Source organism: Xanthomonas sp. LMG 12460 (genome assembly GCF_009192895.1).
GTDB lineage: Bacteria > Pseudomonadota > Gammaproteobacteria > Xanthomonadales > Xanthomonadaceae > Xanthomonas_A > Xanthomonas_A sontii.
On the sequence record NZ_NKUH01000059.1, the window covers coordinates 1 to 20605 of the forward strand.

Sequence of the window (20605 nt, forward strand, 5' to 3'; positions counted from 1 at the left end):
TGTCGGGCTTCATGGCGGCCGTACCCTCACCCCAACCCCTCTCCCGAGGGGAGAGGGGCTAGTGCGCTTCCTTCTCCCCTCGGGAGAAGGTGCCCCGAAGGGGCGGATGAGGGTACGGGCGAAGCCTCGTGCGCCCAAACACCGCGAGACGCTGCACGCCGTACCCTCACCCCAACCCCTCTCCCGAGGGGAGAGGGGCTAGTGCGCTTCCTTCTCCCCTCGGGAGAAGGTGCCCCGAAGGGGCGGATGAGGGTACGGGCGAAGCCTCGACCTGTTGCGACCGGCAGGCGTTGTGGGCGGTCGTACCCTCACCCCAACCCCTCTCCCGGTGGGAGAGGGGCCATCGCTCTCCCTTCTCCCATCGGGAGAAGGTGCCCCGAAGGGGCGGATGAGGGTGCGGGCGAAGCCTCGACCTGTTGCGACCGGCAGGCGTTGCGGGCGGCCGGACCCTCACCCCAACCCCTCTCCCGGTGGGAGAGGGGCCATCGCTCTCCCTTCTCCCATCGGGAGAAGGTGCCCCGAAGGGGCGGATGAGGGTACGGGCGAAGCCTTGACCTGTTGCGACCGGCAGGCGTTGCGGGCGGCCGTACCCTCACCCCAACCCCTCTCCCGGTGGGAGAGGGGCCAGCGCTCTCCCTTCTCCCATCGGGAGAAGGTGCCCCGAAGGGGCGGATGAGGGTACGGGGCGAAGCTTCGACCTATTGCGACCGGCAGGCGTTGCGGGCGGTCGTACCCTCACCCCAACCCCTCTCCCGGGGGGAGAGGGGCGATCTGCGTGCCGCTCAGCGGTCGTCGACCAGGCTGCCGCCGGGCAGGAACACCCAGGTGCGGGTCACCTGCAGGATGTCGACGTTGTCGTCGGTGCGCGGCAGTGGGGGGAACGGCTGCGCCAGTTGCACGATCCGCAGCGCGGCGGCGTCGAGCATCGGCACGCCGCTGGAGCGCAGGATGCGGCTGCTCTCCAGGCTGCCGTCGCGGCGCACGCCGACGCTGATCACCACCTGGCCGCCGAGCCGGCGTCGCCGCGCTTCGTCGGGATAGTTGAGGTTGCCGACGCGCTCGGCGCGGTCGACCCAGGCGCGCAGATAGTTTGCGTAGGCGTATTCGCGGGTGCTGGCGGAGACGAACTTGCGGTTGGGGCGCTTGGCGTACTGCTCCGAGCGCAGGTGCACCTCTGCGGCCAGCCGTGCCATCTCGGCATCGCGCTGTTCGCGCTGCGCGTCCACCGGCCGCTGCGGGTCGTCGGTGCGCGGCTGGGTCTGCGCCACCGGCAGCGGCTGCTCGCCGCGCGCGCTGCTGACCACGCGCGGGGTCGGTTCCGGTGCCGCGGCCGCGGTCTGCGCACGCAACGCCTGCGGCGCCAACCCGTCCTGGCGTTGTGGCACCACGCCGGGCTGGCTGTCGCGCGGACGTTGCGGCGTGTCGTGGTCGCCGCCGCCCTGCTGGTTGGCCTGGGCCAGGAAGTCGGCCTGTTTCGGTGTCAGCGGTGTGCTGGTCTGGCTGAAGATCACGTCCAGCGTCGGCACCAACGGTGCGTCGTCGTCGATCGCGAAGCCCACGCCCAGGATCAGCAACCCGTGCACGATCAGCGACAGCACCAGGGTGGCGCTGAGCCGTTCGCGCTCGCCGATGCGCGGCGCGGGCGTCGCGGCGGCCGCGCTCATCGCGCCGGATAGGCCTCGATGGCGTCGAACAGCAGCCCGGCGATGTTGAGCCCGAACTGCGCGTCCAGCTCGCGCACGCAGGTGGGGCTGGTCACGTTGACCTCGGTGAGGTAGTCGCCGATCACGTCCAGGCCGACGAAGCGCATGCCGCGCCGTTTCATCTCCGGGCCGACCTGGGCGGCGATCCAGCGGTCGCGCTCGCTCAGCGGGCGGCCTTCGCCGCGGCCGCCGGCGGCCAGGTTGCCGCGGAACTCGTCGCCCTGCGGAATCCGCGCCAGGCAGTAGTCCACCGCCACGCCATCGACCAGCAGGATGCGCTTGTCGCCAGCGCTGATGTCCGGGATGAAGCGCTGCGCCAGGGCCAGCTTGCGGCCGCCGTCGGTCAGCGTCTCCAGGATCACGTTGAGGTTGGGGTCGCCGGTGCCGCTGCGGAAGATCGACCGCCCGCCCATGCCGTCCAGCGGCTTGAGCACCGCCTGGCCATGCTCCAGCACGAAGGCCTTGAGCGTGGCGGCGTCGCGGCTGACCAGCGTCGGCGGACAGCACTGCGGGAACAGCAGGGCGGCCAGCTTTTCGTTGAAGTCGCGCAGGCCCTGCGGGTCGTTGACCACCTGCGCGCCGGCGCGCTGGGCCACACTGAGCACGTGGGTGTCGTACAGGAACTCCGCATCGAACGGCGGATCCTTGCGCATCAGCACGACCTGGCCGGGACCGAAGGTCAGTTCGGCGAACGCGTCCAGCTCGAACCAGCCGGCCTTGTCGTCGCGCACCCGCAGCGGCGCGGCCTGGGCGGTTGCGCAGCCATCGCGCAGGGTCAACCCGCCGGGGCGCACATAGTGCAGCCGGTGCCCGCGGCGCTGCGCTTCCAGCAGCATCGCGAAGGTCGTGTCTTTGGCGATCTTGATGCTGGCGATGGGGTCCATCACCACGATGACATCGAACGGCATGGGGGCACCTGAGAGACTGAGCGGAAGATGGTAGCGGGTCGGCGGGGGCGCCGCGCATCGGGGGTCGGGCGCGGCTGCGCGGTGTCGCACGTTATCCGCCAAACTGTGACATAGTTTGTGCTGTTACGTGGTTCAACGCAGACCGGCAGCGGCGGCCTTGACAGTCGCAGCGGGTCTTGGGATACATGGCGTTTCGCAGCGAAGCCGGATCCGATGAAGCGTCGCGCGCTTGGGGGCAAGTGATGAGTGAAAACACGACTGCGGGTGGGGAACTCGCAGGCTTGCGGGTCATGGTGATCGACGATTCGAAAACGATCCGTCGTACTGCCGAAACGTTGCTGAAGCGCGAAGGGTGCGAAGTGGTGACGGCGACCGACGGCTTCGAGGCGCTGGCCAAGATCGCCGACCAGCAGCCGCAGATCATCTTCGTGGACATCATGATGCCGCGGCTGGACGGCTATCAGACCTGCGCGCTGATCAAGGGCAACCAGCTGTTCAAGGCCACGCCGGTGATCATGCTGTCCTCCAAGGACGGCCTGTTCGACAAGGCGCGCGGGCGCATCGTCGGGTCCGAGCAGTACCTCACCAAACCCTTTACACGCGAAGAGCTGCTGGGCGCGATCCGTACATACGTCAACGCCTGACCAGGGGGAAAGGCAGCATGGCCCGTATCTTGTTGATCGAGGACTCACCGACCGACCGGGCGGTGTTCACGCAATGGCTGGAAAAAGCCGGGCACCAGGTCCTGTCCACCGACAACGCGGAGGACGGGATCAAGCTGGTACGCGAGCAGGCGCCGAACCTGGTGCTGATGGACGTGGTGCTGCCGGGGATGAGCGGCTTCCAGGCCACCCGCGCGCTGTCGCGCGATGAGGCCACCCGGCACATCCCGGTGCTGATCATCAGCACCAAGAGCATGGAGACCGACAAGGTCTGGGGCATGCGCCAGGGCGCCACCGACTACATCGTCAAGCCGCCGCGGGAAGACGAGCTGATCGCCCGCATCAATCAACTGGTGGGCTGACATGCGCTCGCCCTTCGACATCCTCGAGGCCTACGAGCGGCGCAGCCTGGCGCACGCCGTGCAGATGCCCGAACGCGCCTTCGACGACGACGTCTGGCGCGGGGTCGGCTACCGCGTCGGCAAGCGCCACCTGGTCTCGGATTTCCGCGAAGTGGTGGAGATCGTGCGCATGCCGCCGGTCACCCCGGTGCCGGGCGCGCAGCCGTGGCTGTTGGGCGTGGGCAACCTGCGCGGCAACCTGTTCCCGGTGGTCGACCTGAAGCATTTCCTGGAAGGCGAGCGCACCGCGCTGCAGGAAGGCCAGCGCGTGCTGATCATGCGCCAGAGCGGCGGCGACGTGGCCTTGACCATCGACGAGCTGTTCGGCCAGCGCAGCTTCACCGAGACGCAGGCGGTGGAGCCGGGCGATCTGGCCCAGGGCCGCTACGCGCACTTCATCGACCGCGCCTTCCGCGGCGACGCCCAGGACTGGGGCGTGTTCTCGCTGTCGCTGCTGTCGCGCACTCCCGAATTCCGGCAAGCCGCCGCCTGAGCGCGCGCGCTGCCTCCGCATCGAAGACCGAGGTCGCATCATGAGTACTGCTCCGGACGCCCGCAAGGCCAGCAAGCTCGGCAGCGTGGGCACGAGTTTCTGGCTGGGCCTGCTGGCGTTGTCGCTGGTCGTGTTCGGCGCCAACACCGGCGTGGCCACCTGGCAGGGCAACCGCCTGGCCGGCGCCAGCACCGGCGCGGCCGACCTGCAGGTGCTGTCGCAACAGCTGGCCAACCAGGCCCGCGACGCAGTGTCCGGCAACGCCGAGACCTTCAAGCAATTCAAGCAGACCAAGGCGAAGGTGGAGAGCACCGTCGCCGAGCTCAACGCACGCTACGCCAACGAAGCCGGCGTGTCCGCGCCGCTGCAGACCCTCAACGGCACCTGGGCGCCGCTGGCCAAGAACGCGCAGCAGGTGGTGGACAGCGAACCGGCGGTGCTGGCGCTGGCCGGCAACGCCGACCGCTTCGTCGGCGGCGTACCGCAGCTGCAGGCGCAGTTGAACGAGGTGGTGCGCGCGATGACGGTCGGCGGCGCGCCCGCCGCGCAGATCTACAACACCCTGCAGCAGGTGGTGGTGGCCGGTACCATGGCCCGCCGCGTCACCGAAATGCGCGCCGGCGGCCGCGGCGCGGCCAGCGCCGGCGACGCGCTGGCGCGCGACGCGGTGGTGTTCGGGCAGATGCTCGAGGGCCTGCGCAACGGCAACGAGGAACTGGGCATCGCCCCAGTGCGCAACGCTGCCGCGCTGGCTGCACTGGAGCAGTCGCAGGCGCAGTGGGCGGAGATGAAGAAGGACCTGGACGCGCTGCAAGCCAGCTCGCGCAGCCTGTTCGCCGCGCAGTCCGCCGCCGCGGCGCTGACCGCCGGCTCGGGCAAGATGCTGGAGGACAGCAAGAAGCTGTTCGACGCGTTCTCCGCGTTCGGCTCGACCCGCGACACCCGCCTGTTCCCGAACTTCTGGCTGGGCGTGATCTCCGGCCTGCTGGCGCTGCTGTCGATCGTCGGCTTCGTCTGGACCACGGTGCGCAGCCGCAGCCGCGAGCAGGAAATCCGCCTGCAGACGCAGGTGGAATACAACAGCCGCAACCAGCAGGCGATCATGCGCCTGCTCGACGAAATCAGCTCGCTCGGCGAAGGCGACCTGACCGTCAAGGCCTCGGTCACCGAGGACATGACCGGCGCCATCGCCGACGCGATCAACTACGCCGTCGACGAACTGCGCCACCTGGTGACCACCATCAACGACACCTCGGCCAAGGTCGCCGTGTCCACCGAGGAAACCCAGGCCACCGCGCGCCAGCTGGCCGAGGCGGCGGGGCACCAGGCCGAGCAGATCGGCTCGGCTTCCGTGCGCATCAACGAAATCGCCGCCAGCATCGAGCAGGTCTCGCGCAACTCCACCGAGTCGGCGGAAGTGGCGCAGCGCTCGGTGGTGATCGCGGCCGAAGGCGCCGGCGTGGTCCGCGAGACCATCCAGGGCATGGACCAGATCCGCGACCAGATCCAGGAGACCTCCAAGCGCATCAAGCGCCTGGGCGAGTCGACCCAGGAGATCGGGTCGATCGTGGAACTGATCAACGACATTTCCGAGCAGACCAACATCCTGGCGCTCAACGCCGCGGTGCAGGCCGCCTCGGCCGGCGAGGCCGGCCGCGGTTTCGCGCTGGTCGCCGACGAAGTGCAGCGCCTGGCCGAACGTACCTCCGGCGCCACCCGCCGCATCGAAGGCCTGGTGCAGACCATTCAGGCCGATACCAACGAAGCGGTCAGCTCGATGGAGCAGACCACCTCCGAAGTGGTGTCCGGCGCGCGCCTGGCCGAGGACGCCGGCACCGCGCTGACCGAGATCGAACGCGTGTCCAACGCGCTCAACACCCTCATCAAGAACATCTCCATCGCCGCGCACCAGCAGTCGGCGGCGGCGATCGACATCACCCAGACGATGGACGTGATCCGGCAGATCACCGGACAGACCTCGCAAGGCGCGGGACAGACCGCCGAATCGATCGGCCGCCTGGCGCAACTGGCGGCGGACCTGCGGCGCTCGGTCGCCGACTTCAAGCTGCCGGCGTAAGCGGGCCGGAACCGGGTGGAAGGAAGCGCACATGACGTACCGTGAACAACTCCCGCATCCCGTCGCCGCGCTCGCGCGGCACGGCGCGTGCCCTGCCGCGGAGGCGCGGCGATGAGCGCGCTGCGCGATGCGATGAGCCATGCCGCGCTGGGCTGGGTCAAGCCGGAACTGGACGAGACCCTGCGCCAGGTCCGCGGCGAGATCGAGGCCTTCGTCGAGGAACCGGCCGACACCGGCCGCATGCGTTTCTGCGCCGGCTACCTGCACCAGGTGCAGGGCACCTTGCGCATGGTCGAGCTGTACGCGCCGGCGATGGTCGCCGAGGAACTGGAACTGCTGGCCACGGCGGTGCAGAACGGCCAGGCGGCCGACCGCGACGAGGCCTGCGCCACGCTGATGCGCGGCACCGTGCTGCTGCCGGACTACCTGGAACGCCTGCAGGACGGCCATCGCGACATTCCGATCGTGCTGCTGCCCTTGCTCAACGAGATCCGCGCCGCGCGCGGCGAAGCCGGCCTCAGCGAGGGCGCGCTGTTCGCGCTGGCGCCTGACGCGGCCGCCGCCACCGAGGCCGAACTGGACCATGCGCGTGGCAGTCTCGCCGGGCGCAACCGCGAGCTGCTCGACACCGTCGGCACCGCGATCAAGGAAGAACTGCTGCGGGTCAAGGACGCGCTGGACCTGCATCTGCGCACCGGCGGCGACGTCGCCGCGCTGCAGACCCAGGTCGACGAACTGGGCAGCGTCGCCGATACCCTGGGCGTGATGGGCCTGGGCGTGGCGCGCAGTGTGGTGGTGCAGCAGCGCGACGCGCTGCGCAGCATCGTCGATGGCGCCCGCGCGGCCGACGAAGGCCTGCTGCTGGATATCGCCGGTGCGCTGCTGTACGTGGACGCCTCGCTCGACGACCAGGTCGCCTATCTCGGCGCCGGCGGCGACGTGCACGACGACGCCAGCGCCGCCGAGGCGCGGCGCACGGTGGAAGTGCTGGCGCACGAGGCCATCGCCAATTTCGGCAGCGCCCGCGAGCACTTCGTCGCCTTCATCGAGACCAACTGGGACCATGCGCGCCTGGACGAGGTGCCGCGCCTGCTCGCTGAGGTCGCCGGTGCCCTGCGCATGCTGGAACTGCCGCAGCCGGCCGATTACCTGGAAGGCGTGCGCCGTTACGTCGGCACCGAGCTGATCGGCAAGCGCCGTGTGCCCAGCGGCCGCCAGCTCGACACCCTGGCCGACGCGATGGCCAGCCTCGAGTACTACCTGGAAGCGCTGCGCGAGCGCCGCCCCGGGCGCGAGGAGATCCTCGACATCACCCGCAGCAGCCTGGAAGCGCTGCGCTACTGGCCGCTGCCCGACACCGCGCCGGCTGCGCCGGGTGTGTTGCCGAGCGCAAGCGACTCTGCTGAGTCGACCAAGGCCGCCCCGCCGGTGGTTGCCGATCGCATGGCCGAACCTGCGTCGCCACCGTCCATCGCCGCACCGGCCGTGCCGGCCTGGGATCTGGCGCCGGCCGAGGCCGCGCCGGAGACGACGTCGCGCACGCAGGACACGCCTTCCGCACCGCAGGCACCGCAGGCACCGCAGTGGAGCCTGGCGACGGACGAGCCCGACACCGCCACCGAACATGCCCTCGCGCCAGCTGACGCTGGCGCTGGCGCTGGCGCTGCGGGCGACGCGCACGAGCAGGAGCCTGTCGCGCCATCGCAGGCGCTCAGCTTCGATCCGGTCGCGGCCGAACAGGACAGCTGGGCCGGCACCGCCGAGCCGCTGCACATCAGCCTCGATTCCCTGGTGCTGGAGCAGGACGCACTGCGGCCGCAGACGCCGTCCACGCTCGCCCAGGAAGACGATGCCGCAGCCGCTTCCGCGCCGTCCGCCTCCGATGTCGCCGATTTCGATCCGGTGGCCGCCGAGTATCCGGAGCAGGCGCAGGCCGATGTGCCGGCTGCGTTCGCTGGCCTGGACGAACACGACGATCCCAACCTGATCATCGTCGACACGCCGACTGCTGCAGAACACGCCGACGCCTCCACGCCGCCGCTAGTCATCGAACTGGAAGACGCGCCGGCGTTCGCCGACGCGCCTGGCGGGTCCGCCGACGAGGTGCATACGCTCGACTGGCACGCCGCCCCGGACGCGCAGGACGAGCAGGCCGCGTCCGCGCTGTCGCCGGATGCGGCCGCGCTGGCCGACGCTGGCGCCCATATCGCACACGGCGAACGCCTCGACGCGGCAGGGGAGGGCGAGCCAACAGACGCCGACGCCGAAGACGCCGCCCACGCGATCCCGTCGGAGGCCGCGGAGGCCACCGACGCCGCACGCGAGACCGAGTCGCACGCGCCCATGGATGACTCGGCGCAGACCGATGCCGGCCTTGCCGCCATCGGCGAGGCCGCGCACACCGATGCCGTGGCCGATGCGCCATCGGCGCCGGAGCATGCCGCGCTGGAATCCGAGGAGCATGCGACGCCCGAGCCGGTACAGGCACACGCTGCACCGGTGTCGGACGCCGAAGCCGCGTTCCTGGCCGACCTGGAAGCTGCTGCCGCGCAGTTCGACGTGACCGCATCCGCCCACAGCGGCGAGCCTGCGGCCGCAGCACCCGCCAGCGCGGAGGCGAGTGCCGCGCCTGCCGCCGCTCCGCCTGCCGCCGAGACCGGCTTCATCGACGGCGATGGCGAGATCGACGAAGAGATCCGCGCGGTGTTCCTCGAGGAATTCGACGAGGAACTGGTCAATCTCGGTGCGCTGCTGCCGGCCTGGCGCGCCGCGCCTGCCCACACCGAAAGCCTGCGGCCGATCCGCCGCGTGTTCCACACCCTGAAGGGCAGCGGCCGCCTGGTTGGCGCGCGCGTGCTCGGCGAGTTCAGCTGGAAGATCGAGAGCATGCTCAACCGCGTGCTCGACGGCTCGCGCCCGGCCAGTCCGGCGGTGGTGGCCATGGTCGAGCAGGCCTACGCGGTGCTGCCGCAGCTCAATGCCGCGCTGCGCGGCAACGGCACGGTGCAGGCCGATCTGGACGCGATCCAGACGGTGGCCGAACGCATTGCCGCCGGCGAGGAGGCGTTCTATTTCGCCACCCCGCAGGCAGCCGTCGCGCCGCGCGCGGGGACGCCGGCCTCGGTGGACAGCGTGCTGCGCGAGATCCTCGAAGCCGAGGTCGCCACCCATCTGGAGACCGTGCACGCCTGGCTGCAGCACGCACCGCAGCCGGCGACCGAAGCGCTGCTGCGCGCGGTGCACACCATGAGCGGCGCGTTCGCGATGACCGACGTGCCGGAGATCACTGCGGTCACCGGCCCGGCCGAGAGCTACGTCAAGCGCGCCTTGGCGTCCGGCAGCGTTCCGAGCGCCGACGGCGTGCGTGCGCTCGAGGACGCGGCGCGCGCCATCGCCGCCACCATCGCGGAACTGCAGGCACCGTCGCCGGTGATTCCGCCGTTCACCGAGCTGTCGCAGCGCCTGCGCGCGCTGGTGGAGACCCTGCCGGAAGTGCAGTGGCCGCCGATCGCGCACGACGAGGACGACGAAGACCTGTCCGCGTCGGCACCGGCCGAGGCTGGCCTGGATGAGCAGGCCGTGCAGGCGGTGGAACTCACCGCGGCCGACGATCTGTCGGCGTTCCTTGGCGATGCCGCGCATCTGCACGAAGCGCTGCCGGTGGATGACGTTGCCGGGCAGTCCGACGCGGTCGACGCCGACCAGCATCGCATCGATGTCCACACCGACGCCGCGTCCGCGCAGTCCTCGGACGGGGCGGCGGCGTCCACGCCGGCAGACAGCGACGCCACCACCGACACGGATGTGGGCACGCTGGCGTCGGCGAGCGAGGACGAGCCGCTTGCTGTTGAGCCGGCGGCCGCACAGGACCATGCGCAGTCCCATGACGCAGCGCCGGGCGACGAGGCGGCCGCACCGCATGACGAACGCGATGCCGACGAACAGGCGGCCCTTGCGCAGGACGGCCAGCTCGACGAGTTGACGGTCGAGGCGCCGCTGAGCGCCGAGCAGGTGTCGGACCCGGTTCCAGAAGCGTTGGATCCGGCGGCGCAGGACGCGACGGTCGATGCGGTCATCGCCGATGCTGCGACCGATACCCCGATGGACGCGCAGGAACTGCAGGCGCCGGAGCATGCTGGCGAGGCGCAGGGCTCCGAGGCTCACGCAATCGAAGCGCAGGACGGGGAAGCCCGGGATGCGTCCGTGCATGCGCCGGAGTCGCAGGTGTCGGATCATTCGGCGGCCGACCGCGACGCCGACGCCGACGCGACCGAAGCGCAGGCAACGGATCATTCGGCAGCGGACCACGCTGTCGAAGACCATGCGACCGACGCGCAGGCGAGCGACAGCCAGGACGCGTCCGCACACGGACAGGATGCGCAGGCATCGGAGCACGATGCGACGCATGGCGACGCCGATGCGCCCATTGACGACACCGCTGAAGCGCACGAGCAGCAGCTCAACGAGGACGCCCCTGCGATCGGCCTGCGCCAGCACCCGTTGGCGCCGTCGAGCGGCTGGCGCCACGATGGCGTGGCCTCGGCCAACGACGATACCGGGTCCGCCGCCGAGCACGGCGACGCGACGCCGGATGCCGCAGCGCATCCGGAGGACGCAACGCACGAGGGCGATGCGGCGTCTCTCGCCACCGACACGGTGGGCGAACACACCGACGCCGAAGCGGATGCGGAACACGTCGCGCCGACCGGTGATGCGGGTGATGGCGCGCCGCACGACGACGCCGCCGAAGCGGAGCACGCCGCACACGCGACGCCGTCCGACGGCGAAGCGGCGTCGGACGCGCATCACGCCGCGTTCGACGAAGCGCACCATGCGCCCGAGGACGCCGTCGGTCAGAACGACACGACCAAGGCGGCCGATGCCGACACGGCGTCCGCCGGCGATATCCACGAAGAACACCACCAGCACGCGCCGGAGGCCACCGCATCCGCGCCGGCCGACACCGACGCCGCGCAGGCCGCGGCCGATGCCGCGCGGACCGATCTGTCGGCCGTCGATCTGGGGCCGCTGGACTTCGCCGACCTCGATCGCGAGCTGGTCGATATCTTCGTCGACGAAGGCAAGGACCTGCTCGACCACTGCGATCGCCTGATCGCCGAGCTGCGTGCCGCGCCGCAGGACCGCGACGTGCTCGGCGGCCTGCAGCGCGACCTGCATACGCTGAAGGGCGGCGCGCGCATGGCCGGCATCAACGCCATCGGCGACCTCGGCCATGGCATCGAGTCCTTGCTGGAGGCGGTTGCCGCCCATCGCACCGAGCTCGACCGCCAGGACGTGCAGTTGCTGGAGCGCGGCTTCGATCGCCTGCACCAGTTGTTGACCCTGACCGGCAACCACCGCGCGGTGGCGATGCCGCAGGACCTGATCGGCGCGTTCGACGCGCGCACGCACGGGCAACGGCTCGCCGCCGCCAGCGATGCCGAGACTACCGTCGCGGCGCCGCTTGCGGCGGCCGACGGCGCGCTGGCTGCCGCGGCACTGGCCGCCGTGGCGGCGCCGTTGTCGGCACCGCTGCCGGTGGAGGGCACGCCCGACGAAGAGGCGACGATCGCGCGGCCCATGCAGGAACAGGTACGCGTGCGTGCCGACCTGCTCGATCGCCTGGTCAACCACGCCGGCGAAGTGGCGATCTACCGCTCGCGTCTGGAGCAGCAGTTGGGCGCGTTCCGCGGCGCGATGGCCGAACTGGACCGCACCAACGCGCGTCTGCGCGACCAGCTGCGGCGCCTGGATCTGGAAACCGAGGCGCAGATCGTCGCCCGCTACCAGCGCGAACAGGACCAGACCGAGCAGAGCTTCGATCCGCTGGAACTGGACCGCTTCTCCACGCTGCAACAGCTCAGCCGCGCGCTCAACGAGTCCGCGGCCGACCTGGGCGGCCTGCAGGGTGTGCTCGACGACCTGGCGCGGCAGTACGACGGTCTGCTGCAGCAGCAGTCGCGCGTCAGTTCGGAATTGCAGGACGGGCTGATGCGTGCGCGCATGGTGCCGTTCGACGGCCTGGTGCCGCGGCTGCGGCGCGTGGTGCGCCAGGCCGCCAGCGAAACCGGCAAGCAGGTGCACCTGAGCCTGGAAGGCACCCACGGCGAACTCGACCGCAACGTGCTCGACCGCATGGTCGCGCCGCTGGAACACATGCTGCGCAACTCGGTCGCGCATGGCCTGGAGGCGCCGGAGCAACGGCGTGCCGCGGGCAAGGCGGAGGAGGGCAACATCGCCATCCGCCTGCGCCGCGAGGGATCGGAAATCGTGCTGGAAGTGGCCGACGACGGCGCCGGACTCGATCGCGAGGCGATCCGCCGCCGCGCCGAGCAGCGCGGGCTGATCGCCGCCGACGCGGTGCTGTCCGACGACGAACTGGATGCCCTGATCTTCGCGCCCGGGTTCAGCACCTACGACCAGGTCAGCCAGCTGGCCGGCCGCGGCGTCGGCATGGACGTGGTGCGCAACGAAGTGCGCCAGCTCGGCGGCTCGGTGGACATCCACTCGGTGCGCGGCCAGGGCGTCACCTTCACCCTGCGCCTGCCGCAGACCCTGGCGGTCACCCAGGCGGTGTTCGTGCAGATCGGCGAGACCACCTTCGCGGTGCCGGTGGCCTCGGTCAGCGGCATCGGCCGCATCGGCCGCGAGCGCTTCGAGGCCGGCACCGGCGGCTACCGTTACAGCGGCGAGGAATACGCGCTGCACGACCTCGGCTCGCTGGTCGGGCAGGCGCCGGCACGGGCCGAAGGCCAGGCGCAGGTGCCGCTGCTGCTGGTGCGCGCGGGCGACCTGCGTGCGGCGGTGGCGATCGACCAAGTGCTCGGCAACCGCGAAATCGTGGTCAAGCCGGTCGGCCTGCAGATCGCCTCGGTGCCCGGCATCTACGGCGCCACCATCACCGGCGACGGCCGCGTGGTGGTGATCCTCGACATCGCCCCGTTGGTGCGCCGCTTCCTGGCGCAGCCGCAGCGGCCGGTGGTGGAGGCCGCGCCGACCGAACAGCGCCGCGTGCCGCTGGTGATGGTGGTCGACGACTCGCTGACCATGCGCAAGGTCACCGGCCGCGTGCTGGAGCGGCACAACTTCGACGTGGTGTCCGCGCGCGACGGCGTCGAGGCGCTGGAGCGCCTGGAAGAGCGCGTGCCCGACCTGATGCTGCTGGACATCGAGATGCCGCGCATGGACGGCTACGAACTGGCGACGGCGATGCGTGCCGATCCGCGTTACGCCGCCGTGCCGATCGTGATGATCACCTCGCGCAGCGGCGAGAAGCACCGCCAGCGCGCCTTCGAACTGGGCGTGCAGCGCTATCTCGGCAAGCCTTACCAAGAGTTGGATCTGATGCGCAACGTCTACGACCTGCTGGGGATCGCCCGTGTTCGCGAATGACGGCGACGCCACCTCCACGCCGATCGCATTGCTGGCCCGTCCCGGCAAGGCGCGCGAGCGCCTGCGCGAAGCGCTGCACCTCGTCGGCGCGGCGATCGTGCTGGAGGACGACCCGGGCGCGATCGACGCGCAGACCCTGGCCGATGCCGCCCCCAGCGCGGTGCTGATAGCGCTGGAGCCGGCGATCGAGGACGCACTGGAGCGGCTGGATGCGGCGCTGGCGCTGCCCGGCGTCACCGTGATCTTCGACGAGGCCGAGCTGGCCGCGCGCCGCGAGGGTTGGGAAGCGCAGCGCTGGGCGCGGCATCTGGCGGCCAAGCTGCAAGGCCATCAGGACGTGCTGCCGCCCGGCCGCGAGACCGAGACCGGCCTGCAGCCGGAGCCGGGCCTGCCGGCGACGCCGGCGCAGCTGCACGAGGACGCGCCGATCGGCCTGCATGTCGACGAAGCTGCCGGCTTTGCTGAGGCCGCGCCGGAAGACGGCATGTATGCCTGGCAGCCGCCGGCGGACGTCGCGCCCGGTTTCGAGGAGCTGCAGTTCGCGCGCGCCGAGGCCGCTGCCAGCGAAGCGTCTGCCGCGCCGGCTGCACCGCAGGCCGAGGCCACACCGGCTGCGCCCACAACCGCACCCGCGGCGCTGCCGGCCAGTGCCTGGTCGCTGGTCGACGACGATGCGCCCCTGCTTGCCGCTGCGCCGCGCGCGTCGCAACCCATCCCGCAGTTCGCCACCGAAGGTCTGTCGCTGGTCGCGCTGGAGTCCGAAGAACCCGCGGCCACGAGCGGCGCCGGTGCAGGCGCCGCCGCGCGCGGTGCGGTGCTGGTGATGGCCGGCATCGGCGGCCCCGACGCGATCCGCCGCCTGCTCGCCGCACTGCCGGAGAACTTCCCGCTGCCGCTGCTGGTGCAGTTGCGCCTGGACGGCGGCCGCTACGGCAACCTGGTCAAGCAGATCGCCCGCGTGTCCGCGCTGCCGGTGCTGCTGGCCGAGGCCGGCGAGCCGGTCGTTCCCGGCAACGTCTACATCCTGCCCGACGACGTCGGCGTGCACGGCACGGCCGGCCTGCGCTTCGTCGCCCAGGACGCCGGGGCCTCCGTGGTCGCCGGCCTGCCGGCCGCGCACAGCGCGGTGCTGCTGCTCAGCGGCAGCGACCCGCAACAGGTGGAGGCCGTGCTGGCGCTGGCCGCGCAGGGCGCCTGGGTGGCCGGGCAATCCGGCGACGGCTGCTACGACCCCGCCGCCGGCGCTCACCTGATCCTGCAGGGCCATCCTGGCGGTGATCCGGCGCAACTGGCCCAGGCCTTGACCGCGCGGTGGAGCGGCTGAGCGAGGCGGCACACGCCATTCACCGCCGCGCCCGCACCGCGCGTTTTTTCCGCTTTCAGGACGAAGTCACTCCATGAGCAGCTACGCCAGCAACGACGAAATCCGCGGTGTCCTCATCCTGGCCGGCAGCGAGCGCGTGCTGCTGCCCAACGCCACCATTGCCGAAGTGATGTCGCGCGTGCCGGTCGAACCGCTGCCCGACGCCCCGCACTGGCTGCTCGGCCAGATCGCCTGGTACGGCTGGAAAGTGCCGCTGGTCTCCTTCGCCCGCCTGACCGGCCTGGGCGCCGAGATCGTGGCCGCCAACAACAAGATCGTCGTGCTCAAGGCCCTGGGCGGCAACCCCGACCTGCCGTACGTGGCACTGCTCACCCAATCCTTCCCGCAACTGATCTCCGTCCCCCGCGACGGCCTGCTCGCCGACGCCTCCGAAGAAACCCTCCCGCCCGGCGTGCACATGCGCGTGCTGCTGGGCGAGCAGAGCGCGTTGCTGCCGGATCTGGAGGCGATTGAGGGGATGGTGGCGGAGCGGTTTGCTGTTGCGGGTGTGTAAGAAGATTTCGCTTTGCCTCGAAATGCAGTTAAGTTTTGAAAGAAACAAAACTTGAATGATTAAATTTGGCGAAGTTAACATTTATTTATTTTATGCCAGGGTGCTTCATGTCGAGCTTTTTGGTTTTTCTTGAGCGATTTCGTTGTCTCGAGCGCAAGAGCAGCTGGATGGTGAAATTTGCTTTTTCCCTCTTAGTTGTATTTGCATTCAGCGGCATCGCAAAGGCTGATGGCCCTGATGCAAGCTGCGCCAGCAGAACGGATGACTGTTCATATGCTCGAGCGAGTGCGGTTACGGACGGTTGGGTGAAATATTATAGTGACCCGGACCGCTACCCGCCTAGCATCCAGCCTTATGTTGTTGAAATTCCTGCGCCTCCCGGCGATGAATTCGCTTCGCAATGTGTTCGATGGAAAAATTATGGCGATAGTTGTTGGTGGATTTCTTATTACAGGGCTCGGACATTTCCTCCGTATCCTGGGGATGTCTGCAATAGTCCTGTGACAAAATGCACTCGTGCAATGGCTATGGCTTTTGCTGAAAGGGCGGTCGACTATCACCAGCAAAGAATGCCACAGGTGGGTGCATATTTTAAGGAATACAAGGAGAATGGTAAGGTTGTAGGGTATTGCTCCCAATGGAGCAATCCAGATGGATGCTTCTATCTAGCTTATTTTTCTATAGGCAATCCAGATTATGATCCATCATTAAATCAGGGTCCGCCATCATGTCAGTCGCCAGCGTTGAGTTGCGGTAATCCAATCAATGTGGGTACAGGAAATAAATATCAGGTAGAGACTGATTGGTTCGGAGGCAATCAGCCAGAGTTCGTGCGTTACTACAACAGTGACCGAGCTGGTTCGGCAAATAGCGACCTGGGCGCTTTTTGGACGCATACTTATAGCCGGAGCATTGAAAATTTCAATGAAGATGGTCTGTCCAAGGCTAGGGTTTACCGGCCTGACGGTAAGATTGAAGAATTTTCTCTTTCTGCGGAGAAGTGGCTGCCTGTTTCGGGTGTTTTGAGCACGCTCGTTTCTAGTGTCGATACATCAGGGAGTATAACTGGTTGGACATATACGGCGTCCGTGAATGCTGATGTCGAGAAATACGACGAATTTGGTAGATTGATCGAGATTTCCAAGAAAAATGGCCGTCATTTGGCGGTTGATTACGCATTTCCAGGTGGCGATCAGCTTGGAAAGAGAATATTGCAAGTTAGGTCTGACAATGGAAGGCAGCTTTCGTTTCAGTACGATACGCGTGGGATGATTCTGAGCATCAGCGACGCATCTGGGGAATCTGCCCTTTACTCTTATGATAGTTCAAATTTTCTTGCGTCCGTTGCCAGATCTGAAGGCGTGATTGGCTACGAATACAATAATCCTGACTATACCGGCGGGGTCGATCTTCCAGGTGCATTGACTGGCATCTTTGACGCGTCTGGAGCCAGGTTTGCAACTTATTCCTACGATGGGGCGGGTAGGGCTGTTTCTACTCAGCACGCCGCTGGCACTGATAAATTCTCTGTTCAATATGGCAGTGATGGGGTTGTGTCGGTACAAACAGTGCTGGGTGCCTCGGAGAAAAGAATTGTTACCTCTCTAAATGGCGTGAAGAAAGTAACGTCTTTGACTGTGGATTGCACGGGCTGCCCACAGCGTAATGAGACATATACATACGATGATCTCGGAAATCTTGACAGGGTCTCGCGTCTTGGTGGCAATTTTGTCGATTATGATTACGACTCGCGCGGAGTGTTGACTAAGAGGGCTGAAGGGGCGGCGACCACTGGCGAAGAATTGCGAACCTCGATCTACCAGATCGATGCCAATCTTGGTTTGCCGTTCACCTATCAACTCATGGAGCGCGGAAAGCTTCTTCTGACAAAAAATTGGACTTACAACGCGCGCGGTCAAGTGATCTCGGCGTCGGGCACCGATCCGACCACTGGTGCTACACGAACCTCTACTTCAAGTTATTGCGAACAGGCTGATATCGACGCGGGCGATTGCCCGTTGTTGGGGCTAGTGACCTCGGTCGATGGCGCGCGCGCCGACGTCAACGACATCACCCGTTTCACTTATTACCCCACCGACGACAGCACCTGCGCCACCTCCCCGACCACCTGCCCGCACCGCAAGGGCGACCTGTGGAAGGTGACCAACGCGCTGGGTCAGGTCACCGAATACTTGGCCTACGACGGCGCCGGCCGCATGCTGTCGGCGAAGGACGCCAATGGCGTGATCACCGACTATTCGTATCACCCACGCGGCTGGCTGACCGCCAGCAAGGTGCGCGGAGCCGACGACAGCAGCGAGAGCGACGACCGCATCACCGCGATCGACTACTGGCCGACCGGGCTGGTCAAGCAGGTGACCCAGCCCGATGGCGCGTTCACCCGCTTCACCTACGACGCGGCGCATCGGCTGACCGATATCGCCGACAGCGCCGGCAACACCATCCACTACACCCTGGACAATGCCGGCAACCGGCTCAAGGAAGACACCAAGGACGCATCGGGCGCGCTCAAGCGCACGCTTTCGCGCGTGTACAACCAGCTCGGCCAACTGGCGACGCAGGCCACCGCCCAAGGCGATCCGACCGACTTCGGCTACGACGGCAACGGCAACACCAAGACCATCACCGACGCGCTCGGGCATGCCACCCAGAACGACTACGACCCGCTCAACCGCCTGGCGCGCACGCTGCAGGACGTGGGCGGCATCGCCGCAGAAACCAAGTTCGGCTACGACGCCCTGGACAACCTGATCAAGGTCACCGACCCCAAGGGCCTGGACACCACCTACGCCTACAACGGCCTGGGCGACCTGACCAAGCTCACCAGCCCGGACACCGGCAGCACCACGTACACCTACGACAGCGCCGGCAACCGCGCGACGCAGACCGATGCGCGCAACATCAAGACCAGCTACGGCTATGACGCGCTGAACCGCCTGACCCAGGTCACCTATCCGACCACCAGCCTCAACGTCAGCTATACCTACGACGTCAGTCAGACGACCTGCGCCAGCGGCGAGACCTACGCCGTGGGCCGCCTGACCCGGATGCAGGACGGCAGCGGCAGCACCGACTACTGCTACGATCGCTTCGGCGAGTTGGTGCGCAAGGTGCAGACCACCAACGGCAAGGTGTTCGTGGTGCGCTACGCTTACACCAAGGCCGGGCAGTTGAGCCGCCTGACTTACCCGGATGGGGCGGTGGTGGACTACGTGCGCAACGCCCAGGGCCAGACCACCGAGGTCGGCGTGACCCCACCCGGCGGCTCCCGTCAGGTGCTGCTGAACCAGGCCACCTACTATCCGTTCGGCCCGGTGGCCGGGTGGACCTACGGCAACGGCCGTCCGATGCAGCGCGTGCTGGACCAGGACTATCGCCCGTTGGCGGTCAACGACACCCGCAGCGATGGCCTGGCGGTGGGCTTCGCTTTCGACCCGGTCGGCAACCTCAGCGCGCTGACCACACCCGGCAACACCGCGCCGGTCATCAAACTGGATTACGACCCGCTGGGCCGGCTGACCGCGTTCAAGGACGGCCCGACCGATACGGTGATCGACGGCTATACCTACGACGCCACCGGCAACCGCCTCAGCGCCAAGGTCAACACCACTACCCAGACCTACAGCTATCCGACCACCAGCCATCGCCTCAGCAGTGTGGCCGGTACCGCACGCGGCTATGACGCAGCCGGCAACACCACCGCGGTCGGTGGCACGGCCGTGCAGTACGTGTATGGCGCCAATGGCCGGCTGACACAGGTCAAGCGCAGCGGCACCACCGTGGCGAACTATGCCTACAACGGCCGTGGCGAGCAGGTGCGGCGGGTTGGCAAGACCAACACCTATACGCTGTATGACGAGAGCGGCCACTGGCTGGGCGACTACGACAACAACGGCGCCGTCGTACAGCAGGCGATCTGGCTGGACGACCTACCGGTGGGCGTGCTGGCCAAGACCACGCTGCGCTACGTGCAGCCGGACCACTTGGGCACGCCGCGCGCGGTGATCGACCCGGTCCGCGACGTGGCGATCTGGCGCTGGGATCTGAAGGGCGAAGCCTTTGGCGCCACCTCGCCGGACCAGGATCCGGACAAGGATGGCACTGCCTTCGTGTTCGACATGCGCTTTCCTGGGCAGCGCTACGATGCGTTGAGTGGGCTCAATCAGAACTACTTCCGTGACTACGAGGCCGGTACGGGGCGGTATGTGCAGAGTGATCCGATTGGATTTTTGGGTGGAGTAAGCCTATACGGGTATTCGCTCCAAAATCCCGCTGCTGAAATTGATATATATGGTCTGCAAGCCTACTCGCCGGGAATGACTCCGCCAAATAATATCCCCGGCGGCCCGTGGACGCCAGCTCCTGGGCAGCCGCCTGGAACATTTTTTGGTCCAAAAAATGGCGCCGACCGAGCAATATGTAGATATGTGCCGGATGGAAATAATGGTGGCCCCAAAACCGCGCCAAAGGCGTACTGGAAAACCAAGACTCCAGGCACGTCTTGGCAACGTTATAAGCTTAACGGGATACCTCAGACTGCACAGCAGGCTCATCCTGCACCCGCAACCAAAATCCCATGGATTCGCTTGCTCGGAATCACGTCTAGGTGGGGTATGGGTGCATTCTTTGCAACTTATTCGGATTCGCTTAATGCTACCGAAGAGCAAGATATAGCGATAAGGAACGAAGATAATGAAAGATGAGTTCGAAATTAGACAAGGTTCGCGGGATGACTCGGGGATCTCTGTTGAAGAATCATTGTTGCAATGCCTTTTGTATTTTGATGAGGTTGTATCTTCTTTCTGTCTTGGTGTTGACTATTTGCACAAAATATTTGGTGATCATCCGGGTGTAGCTTGGGAAGTTAAGCAGGAATTTCTATCCGGTAAACCACTCATTGCATGGGAGGGAATTCCAAAATCAAAACGTGAAGCGATAAAAAAAATAGTCGTGGCGGCCGAAGGTATTCCGGATGCAGCTGTTGATGGGGTTTCGGATTTTAGCTACGCTGCATGGAATGATGTCCGTAATGCGGCTGTTGAATATCAAGCCTTCAATGACTCCTGAGGTG

The 20605-nt window shown here is 67.2% G+C and carries 11 protein-coding genes; 9 read left to right on the forward strand and 2 right to left on the reverse strand.

Going from position 1 to position 20605, the window contains the following annotated elements; translation table 11 throughout:
• Positions 1-782: 782 nt before the first annotated feature.
• Entirely contained in the window at positions 783-1664 is an 882-nt protein-coding gene (locus CEK66_RS12810) for an energy transducer TonB (RefSeq protein WP_017910261.1), read from the reverse strand.
• On the reverse strand, positions 1661-2611 hold the full coding sequence (gshB, locus tag CEK66_RS12815; protein ID WP_017910262.1) for a glutathione synthase: 951 nt from the start codon (positions 2609-2611) through the stop codon (positions 1661-1663). The genes CEK66_RS12810 and gshB overlap by 4 nt, the downstream gene beginning before the upstream one ends.
• 242 nt (positions 2612-2853) lie before the next feature.
• Here gshB and pilG point away from each other — a divergent pair, with 242 nt between their 5' ends.
• The 9 genes from pilG (at position 2854) to CEK66_RS12860 (ending at position 20601) form a co-directional block, all read left to right on the forward strand.
• Complete coding sequence (gene pilG, locus CEK66_RS12820; protein ID WP_003472648.1) at positions 2854-3255, forward strand: twitching motility response regulator PilG; 402 nt, start codon at positions 2854-2856, stop codon at positions 3253-3255.
• 17 nt (positions 3256-3272) lie between these two features.
• On the forward strand, positions 3273-3635 hold the full coding sequence (locus tag CEK66_RS12825) for a response regulator (protein ID WP_026143267.1): 363 nt from the start codon (positions 3273-3275) through the stop codon (positions 3633-3635).
• A gap of 1 nt (position 3636) precedes the next feature.
• Entirely contained in the window at positions 3637-4167 is a 531-nt protein-coding gene (locus CEK66_RS12830) for a chemotaxis protein CheW (protein ID WP_152237175.1), read from the forward strand.
• Positions 4168-4207: 40 nt separating this feature from the next.
• The gene (locus CEK66_RS12835; RefSeq protein WP_017910265.1) at positions 4208-6244 is read left to right on the forward strand and encodes a methyl-accepting chemotaxis protein; all 2037 of its coding nucleotides are present in this window, start codon (positions 4208-4210) and stop codon (positions 6242-6244) included.
• Between the two features lie 111 nt (positions 6245-6355).
• Positions 6356-13636, forward strand: a complete 7281-nt coding sequence (locus CEK66_RS12840; protein WP_152237176.1) for an Hpt domain-containing protein — start codon at positions 6356-6358, stop codon at positions 13634-13636.
• Positions 13623-14960 carry a chemotaxis protein CheB gene (locus CEK66_RS12845; RefSeq protein WP_152237177.1) on the forward strand — a complete coding sequence of 446 codons (1338 nt, stop codon included), beginning with the start codon at positions 13623-13625 and terminating at the stop codon, positions 14958-14960. The genes CEK66_RS12840 and CEK66_RS12845 overlap by 14 nt, the downstream gene beginning before the upstream one ends.
• Positions 14961-15033: 73 nt before the next feature.
• Positions 15034-15513: a chemotaxis protein CheW gene (locus tag CEK66_RS12850; RefSeq protein ID WP_152237178.1), complete on the forward strand. Its 480-nt coding sequence runs from the start codon at positions 15034-15036 to the stop codon at positions 15511-15513.
• Positions 15514-16034: 521 nt separating this feature from the next.
• The gene (locus CEK66_RS20640) at positions 16035-20237 is read left to right on the forward strand and encodes an RHS repeat-associated core domain-containing protein (RefSeq protein ID WP_226978597.1); all 4203 of its coding nucleotides are present in this window, start codon (positions 16035-16037) and stop codon (positions 20235-20237) included.
• Positions 20227-20601 (forward strand): hypothetical protein, encoded by a 375-nt coding sequence (locus CEK66_RS12860; protein ID WP_152237179.1) that lies wholly within the window; start codon positions 20227-20229, stop codon positions 20599-20601. Before CEK66_RS20640 ends, CEK66_RS12860 begins: the two co-directional genes overlap by 11 nt.
• Positions 20602-20605: the final 4 nt, after the last annotated feature.

Coding starts and splice junctions, on each gene's coding strand:
- CEK66_RS12810 (WP_017910261.1), bottom strand. CDS start 1,664: ATGAGCGCGGCCGCCGCGACGCCCGCGCCGCGCATCGGCGAGCGCGAA.
- gshB (WP_017910262.1), bottom strand. CDS start 2,611: ATGCCGTTCGATGTCATCGTGGTGATGGACCCCATCGCCAGCATCAAG.
- pilG (WP_003472648.1), top strand. CDS start 2,854: ATGAGTGAAAACACGACTGCGGGTGGGGAACTCGCAGGCTTGCGGGTC.
- CEK66_RS12825 (WP_026143267.1), top strand. CDS start 3,273: ATGGCCCGTATCTTGTTGATCGAGGACTCACCGACCGACCGGGCGGTG.
- CEK66_RS12830 (WP_152237175.1), top strand. CDS start 3,637: ATGCGCTCGCCCTTCGACATCCTCGAGGCCTACGAGCGGCGCAGCCTG.
- CEK66_RS12835 (WP_017910265.1), top strand. CDS start 4,208: ATGAGTACTGCTCCGGACGCCCGCAAGGCCAGCAAGCTCGGCAGCGTG.
- CEK66_RS12840 (WP_152237176.1), top strand. CDS start 6,356: ATGAGCGCGCTGCGCGATGCGATGAGCCATGCCGCGCTGGGCTGGGTC.
- CEK66_RS12850 (WP_152237178.1), top strand. CDS start 15,034: ATGAGCAGCTACGCCAGCAACGACGAAATCCGCGGTGTCCTCATCCTG.
- CEK66_RS20640 (WP_226978597.1), top strand. CDS start 16,035: ATGGCTATGGCTTTTGCTGAAAGGGCGGTCGACTATCACCAGCAAAGA.
- CEK66_RS12860 (WP_152237179.1), top strand. CDS start 20,227: ATGAAAGATGAGTTCGAAATTAGACAAGGTTCGCGGGATGACTCGGGG.